General features: G+C 68.7%; 6 protein-coding genes. 5 read left to right on the top strand and 1 reads right to left on the bottom strand.

Going from position 1 to position 6,118, the window contains the following annotated elements; all coding sequences use genetic code 11:
* Nucleotides 1-70 precede the first annotated feature (70 nt).
* The gene (locus I71_RS11585) at nt 71-259 is read right to left on the bottom strand and encodes a zinc-finger domain-containing protein (protein ID WP_042695013.1); all 189 of its coding nucleotides are present in this window, start codon (nt 257-259) and stop codon (nt 71-73) included.
* 232 nt (nt 260-491) lie between these two features.
* Between I71_RS11585 and I71_RS11580 the strand changes: the two genes are divergently transcribed.
* The 5 genes from I71_RS11580 to I71_RS11560 all read left to right on the top strand — a co-directional run bounded on the left by I71_RS11580 (nt 492) and on the right by I71_RS11560 (nt 6,099).
* Nucleotides 492-1,847, top strand: coding sequence for a nucleotide sugar dehydrogenase (locus I71_RS11580; protein ID WP_042695012.1), 1,356 nt, complete (start codon nt 492-494; stop codon nt 1,845-1,847).
* A 61-nt stretch (nt 1,848-1,908) separates the two neighbouring features.
* A complete protein-coding gene (locus I71_RS11575; protein ID WP_042695011.1) occupies nt 1,909-2,904 on the top strand; it encodes an NAD(P)-dependent oxidoreductase in 996 nt (331 codons plus the stop codon).
* 106 nt (nt 2,905-3,010) lie between these two features.
* Nucleotides 3,011-3,976 carry a GDP-L-fucose synthase gene (locus tag I71_RS11570; RefSeq protein WP_042695010.1) on the top strand — a complete coding sequence of 322 codons (966 nt, stop codon included), beginning with the start codon at nt 3,011-3,013 and terminating at the stop codon, nt 3,974-3,976.
* A gap of 6 nt (nt 3,977-3,982) precedes the next feature.
* The gene (locus I71_RS11565) at nt 3,983-5,278 is read left to right on the top strand and encodes a glycosyltransferase family 4 protein (protein WP_042695009.1); all 1,296 of its coding nucleotides are present in this window, start codon (nt 3,983-3,985) and stop codon (nt 5,276-5,278) included.
* Entirely contained in the window at nt 5,275-6,099 is an 825-nt protein-coding gene (locus I71_RS11560) for a glycosyl transferase family 1 (protein WP_042695014.1), read from the top strand. The genes I71_RS11565 and I71_RS11560 overlap by 4 nt, the downstream gene beginning before the upstream one ends.
* Nucleotides 6,100-6,118 lie beyond the last annotated feature (19 nt).

Genomic DNA, 6,118 nt, shown 5'->3' with positions numbered 1-6,118 from the left:
CTTGCTCGGCCTTTCCTATCTTGCCGAAAGCCCCCTCCCTCGCGACGCAAAAGCCTTTTTCCGCACCCTGTCAGTGCCCGTGGGCGACCTTGGCGCCTTCCTTCAGCTTGAACAGGCGCGAGCAATAGGGGCATTCGACCTGGCCTTCACGGTCCAGCGTCAGATAGACCAGCGGATGGCCCAGCGCGCCGCCGCCGCCGTCGCATCCGACGGTCGAGGTTTCAACAAGGATCGTCTCGGTCGGCTGCATGGCAGTCATCCTCTGTTTTGACAGGCGCGACGGTTCACGCCATCGTGGACACGCCCGCTGTCCGGCAACGCCAGTTACGAGGTACTTCATCGTCACGGCGAAGTCACAATAAGAAAACAATTTCGAATTTCGAGGTTTCTCCGTCTGCCTGCTTGGCAACAGGGCATGGCGGCCGGGGCGTCTCCAAACTTTCGGCAACCCGCCGCCGGTGGCGGGGCCTCAGCAAACGGCAGGAGCGACGATGCTTCCCAAGACTTTTTCCGATCGTAACGTCTGCGTCCTCGGGCTCGGCTATGTCGGCCTGACGCTGGCGGTGGCGATGGCGGACGCCGGCTTCCAGGTGCATGGGGTCGAGGTGCGGCAGGACGTGCTCGACAAGCTCGGCCAGGGCAACCCGCACTTCCACGAGCCGGGCCTGACGGAGAAGCTGCGCCACGTCATCGCACGCGGCCGGCTCACCTTCAGCCGCAATCAGGAGGATTGCGGCAAGGCCAGCGTCTTCATCATCACGGTCGGCACGCCGCTCAGCAAGGACGGCCGGGTCCGCACCGACATGATCGAGGCGGCCACCCGCCAGGTCGCCGCCAGCCTGCATGACGGCGACCTGGTCATCCTGCGCTCCACCGTGAAGCTGGGCACCACCCGCAACATCGTGGCGCCGATCCTGCGCGCCACCGGCAAGCAGTTCGACATCGCCTTCTGCCCCGAACGCACGCTGGAAGGCCAGGCGCTGCTGGAGCTGAACCAGCTGCCGCAGATCATCGGCGCCGAGAGCCTCGACGTCGCCACCCGTGCGGCGCAGATCTTCGGCTTCCTGACGCCGACCACCGTCAAGGTCTCCACCCTGGAGACGGCGGAGCTGATCAAGCTGGTCGACAACACCTACCGCGACGTCACCTTCGCCTTCTCCAACGAGATCGCCAAGCTGTGCAACGCCATGGAGATCTCGGCGGTCGAGGTGGCGCGTGCCGGCAAGCTCGGCTATCCGCGCACCAACCTGCCGCTGCCCGGCCCGGTCGGCGGCCCCTGCCTGGAGAAGGATCCCCACATCCTGATCGAGGCGGCGCGCGAGGTCGGTGTCGACATGGCGATCACCGCCGCCGGCCGTCTGGTCAACGAAAGCCAGCCCATCGAGGTCGCCGATTTCCTCGGCAAGCTCGCCCATTCGATGCAGGGCTTCCCGCAGGCGCCGACCATCAGCCTGATGGGCCTGGCCTTCAAGGGCCGGCCGGCGACCGACGACCTGCGCGGCACCATGGCCAAGCCGGTGCTGGAGGAGCTGCGCCAGCGCTTCCCCTCCGCCCGCCTGCGCGGCTTCGACGCGGTGGTGCGCCCCGACGACATCCGCAGCTTCGGGCTGGAGCCGGCGGCCAACATGGCCGAGGCGGTGTCCGGCGCCAACCTGGCGGTGATCCTGAACAACCACCCGGTCTTCACCTCGATGCCGCTGCCGGATCTGGCCCAGCGGATGGACCGTCCGGGCGTGATCTACGACTTCTGGAACAACTTCAACAGCCGCGATGTCGACCTGCCGGACGGCACCGCCTACGTGGCGCTCGGCAGCCATGGCGCCGCCCGCTACGCGCATGTGGCCTGACGAAATCCGGGGCCAGTTAAGCGGTTTGGCCAAGCGGTTTGGGAAGAGGAATTTGACCGACATGAAACACTATCTCGTCACCGGCGGCAGCGGCTTCATCGGCGCCGCCCTGGTCCACCGTCTGGTTCGTGACGGCCACCGCGTCCGCGTGCTGGACGACAATTCGCGCGGGCACACCGGGCGGCTGGCCGGCGTGCTAGACGACGTGGAGTTCGTCCAGGGCGACATCCGCAACCCGGACGCCGTGCGCGAGGCGGTGCGTGGCGTCGACGGCGTGCTGCATCTGGCCGCCGTCAACGGCACCAAGCATTTCTACGAGAAGCCGGAGGTGGTGCTGGACGTCGGCGTGCGCGGCATGCTGAACGTACTGGACGCCTGCCGCGCCGACGGTGTGGGCGATCTGGTCGTCGCCTCCTCGTCGGAAGCCTACCAGACCCCGCCGATGGTGCCGACGCCGGAGGAGGTGCCGCTGGTGGTGCCGGACGTGCTGAACGCCCGCTACAGCTACGGCGGCTCCAAGCTGATCTCGGAGCTGCTGGCGGTGAACTGGGGCCGCAGCGGCTTCGACCGCGTGGCGATCTTCCGCCCGCACAATGTCTACGGCCCCGACATGGGCTGGGAGCATGTGGTGCCGGAATTCTCCCGCCGCGCGGTGGAGGCCGTCGCCAGCCACCCGAGCGGGACGGTGCCCTTCAAGATCCAGGGCGACGGCCGCCAGACCCGCGCCTTCGTCCACATCGACGACGCCATCGACGGCATCGTGACGGTGGTCGACAAGGGCGCGCATCTCGGCATCTACCATGTCGGCAACCCGGAGGAGGTCACCATCGCCGACCTCGCCCGCCAGACGGTCGCCTGCCTCGGCCGCGAGGCGCAGGTGATGCCCGGCCCGGCCGCCCCCGGCGGCACCGACCGCCGCAGCCCCGACATCGCCAAGCTGACCGCGCTGGGCTTCACCCCGCGCATCCCGCTCTCCGCCGGTTTGCCCGGCGTGGTGGAGTGGTACGCCGAGCGGGCGCGGGCTGACCTGGGTCGCATGGGGCAGGCGGCGGAGTAGTGGAAGCGTGACTGCGGTCACGTTCCCATGAGTCATCCCCGCCTTCGCGGGGATGACGGCCGACAAGGCATTCGTTCGCACGCAAGATTTTAAGGAGACGGCCCGCATGGACCGCAACAGCCGCATCTTCGTCGCCGGACACCGGGGACTCGTCGGATCCGCCATTTTGCGGCGGCTGACCGAGGCCGGGCACACCGACCTCGTGATCCGCGACCGGTCGCAGCTCGACCTGACCGATCAGGCCGCGGTGCGCGCCTTCTTCGACCGCGAGGGCATCGACCAGGTGATCCTGGCCGCGGCGAAGGTGGGCGGCATCCTCGCCAACGACCGCTTCGGCGGCGATTTCATCCGCGACAACCTGCTGATCCAGAACAACGTCATCGACGCCGCCTGGCGTGCCGGCGTGAAAAAGCTGCTGTTCCTCGGCTCCTCCTGCCTCTATCCGAAGCATGCGGAACAGCCGATCAAGGAGGAGGCGCTGCTGTCCGGCGAGATGGAGCCGAGCAACAAGCCCTACGCCGTCGCCAAGATCGCCGGCATCACCATGTGCCAGGCCTACCGGCGCCAGTACGGCTTCAACGCCATCTGCGCCATGCCGTCCAACCTGTACGGCCCCGGCGACCATTTCGATCCGGAGACCTCCCACGCCCTGCCCGGCATGATCCGCCGCTTCCACGACGCCAAGCTGGCCGGCGACCCGACGGTCACCCTGTGGGGCACCGGCACGCCGCGGCGCGAGTTCCTCTATGTCGACGACATGGCGGACGCCTGCATCCATCTGATGGACCATTACGACAGCGGGGAGATCATCAATGTCGGCCCCGGCGACGACATCGCCATATCCTCCCTCGCCGCCCTGATCCGCGACACTGTCGGCTACACCGGCACGCTGACCCACGATTTGAGCAAGCCCGATGGTCACCCGCGCAAGCTGATGGACGTGTCGCGCCTGTTCGCCACCGGCTGGCGCCCGAAGGTGTCGCTGGAGGAGGGGCTGCGCCGCACCTACGACTGGTTCCTGGAGAATGCCGCTCCGGAGCGCCGCCAAGTCCCCAAGCAGGCGGCGGAGTAAGCCCCGATGCCGGACGATTCCATCCATCTGCGGCCGCCGGTTTCCGACCGGCCGGCTTCCAAGGCTTCAGCGGGCGCGCTTTCCCTGGCGGACGTGCCCGTGCCGGAAGAACTGCTGCTCGTGGCGCAGAGCTATTGGCCGGAACCGGCCGGCAGCGCGCCGATGATGACCGACCTCGCCACCGCCTTCGCGGCGGCCGGGGCGGAGACCACGGTGCTGACCGCGCGCCCCAACTATCCCGGCAACAAGGTCTATGACGGCTATGCCGACGGCTCGCAGGACAGCAGGACGGTGGACGGGGTGCTGATCGAGCGCCTGCACACCATCCCGCCGGCCGGCGGCGGCATGAAGGCCCGGCTGGTCCATGAAGGCGTGCTGCATGCCGGCTTCGCCGCCGCCCGCGCCCGCGGCCGGGTCGGAAGGCATGCCGCCGTGCTGTCGCTCTGCCCGTCGATCCTGTCGGTGGCCATCGCCAACCGCTTCAAGGCGCCGGGCGGCCGTCACATCGCCATCGTCCATGACATCCAGTCCGGCCTTGCCGGCGCGCTGGGCATGGGCGGCAAGGCGGCGGTCAAGGCGATCCGCGCCATGGAGCGCACCGCACTGAACGGTGCCGACGCCATCGTGGTGCTGTCGGAACCGATGCGCGGCGTGCTGGAGGAACTGGGCGTCACCCGGCCGATCCATGTGATCCCGCCCCATGTCGATGCCGACGCCGTCTTTCCGCTGCCGCGTCCCGACCAGCCGCCGACCGCGCTCTACAGCGGCGCCTTCGCCCGCAAGCAGGGGCTGGAGCAGGTGCTGGACATGGCCGGTCATCTGGCGGAGCTGATGCCGCAGGCCCGCATCAAGCTGCGCGGGCAGGGCGGCCTGGAAGAGGAGCTGAAGGCGCGCGCCCGCGCCATGGGGTTGGGCAATGTGATCTTCCAGCCGCTGGCGCCGAAGGACCAGCTGAACGAGGCGATGGCGGAGGGCGATGTCCACCTCGTGCCGCAGCGGCCCGAGGGGGCGGCCTTCGCCATGCCCGGCAAGGCGGTGACCATCCTCGCCGCCGGCCGGCCCTTCGTCAGCACCTGCCTGCCGGGATCGGCGCTCGCCACGCTGGAGGCGCAGGTCGGCGCCTTCCTCTGTACCCCGCCGGAAGAGCCGCGGGCGATGGCGGAAGCGGTGGCGGCGCTGCTGTCCGACCCCGCCCGCGCCACCGCCATGGGCCGCCGTGGCCGCGCCTGGGTGGAGGCGAACGCCACCCGCGCCGTGGCGCTCGACCGCTACGCCCGCCTTCTGTTGGGAGAGGCAGCATGAAGAAGCCCGCGCTGGTCTTCAGTTGGGAGATGTTCGGTCCCTACCACATGGACCGGCTGGAAGCGGTCGGCCGCCGGCTCGGCCATGCCTATGACGTGATCGGGCTGGAGGTCGGGTCGAAATCGCACACCTACGCCTGGGACTCGACCGGGACCGGGCAGAATTTCCGCAAGATCACCCTGTTCCCCGGCCAGTCGAAGGCCGACCTGTCGACCGCCACGGTGTACCGCGCCCTGCTGCGCGAATGCCGGCGTGCCGACGCCCGCTACGTCTTCCTGTGCCATTACGAGGATCCGGACGTTTTCGCGCTCGCCCTGACCATGCGGCTGATGGGACGCAAGGTCATCAACATGAACGCCTCCAAATACGACGACAAGCCGCGCGTCCTGTGGCGGGAGATGGTCAAGAGCGTCTTCTACGCCCCCTATCAGGCGGGGATCGGCGGCAGCCACCGCACGGTGGATTATTTCCGCCTGCTGGGGCTGCCGAAGGAGCGGCTCTATATCGGCTATGACACGCTGTCGCTCGACCGAATCCGCCGGCTGTCGGGGATGGAGCCGGCCCCCGGTGGCGTTCCCTTCGCCGACCGCCACTTCACCATCATCGCGCGCTTCGTCCCGAAGAAGAACCTCTTCCGGGCGGTCGAGGCCTACGACATCTACCGCAAGCTCGCCGGTCCGGCCGCCCGCCCGCTCCATCTCTGCGGCTCCGGCCCGCTGGAGGCCGAGCTGCGGGCCGAGGTGACCCGGCGCGGGCTGGACGAGGCCATCGTCTTCCGCGGCTTCCTGCAGGAGAAGGGGATCGCCGAGACGCTGGGCTAGACGCTCTGCCTGCTGCTGC

This window comes from Azospirillum sp. B506 (genome assembly GCF_000333595.1).
In the GTDB taxonomy this organism is placed as follows: Bacteria; Pseudomonadota; Alphaproteobacteria; order Azospirillales; family Azospirillaceae; genus Azospirillum.
The sequence above is the reverse complement of the archived record's forward strand: the minus strand, read 5'-3'. Positions and strand labels throughout refer to the sequence as shown.

What these genes read in the sequence shown, in the direction of transcription:
- I71_RS11585 (WP_042695013.1), bottom strand. Translation starts at nt 259, where the DNA reads ATGACTGCCATGCAGCCGACCGAGACGATCCTTGTTGAAACCTCGACC.
- I71_RS11580 (WP_042695012.1), top strand. Translation starts at nt 492, where the DNA reads ATGCTTCCCAAGACTTTTTCCGATCGTAACGTCTGCGTCCTCGGGCTC.
- I71_RS11575 (WP_042695011.1), top strand. Translation starts at nt 1,909, where the DNA reads ATGAAACACTATCTCGTCACCGGCGGCAGCGGCTTCATCGGCGCCGCC.
- I71_RS11570 (WP_042695010.1), top strand. Translation starts at nt 3,011, where the DNA reads ATGGACCGCAACAGCCGCATCTTCGTCGCCGGACACCGGGGACTCGTC.
- I71_RS11565 (WP_042695009.1), top strand. Translation starts at nt 3,983, where the DNA reads ATGCCGGACGATTCCATCCATCTGCGGCCGCCGGTTTCCGACCGGCCG.
- I71_RS11560 (WP_042695014.1), top strand. Translation starts at nt 5,275, where the DNA reads ATGAAGAAGCCCGCGCTGGTCTTCAGTTGGGAGATGTTCGGTCCCTAC.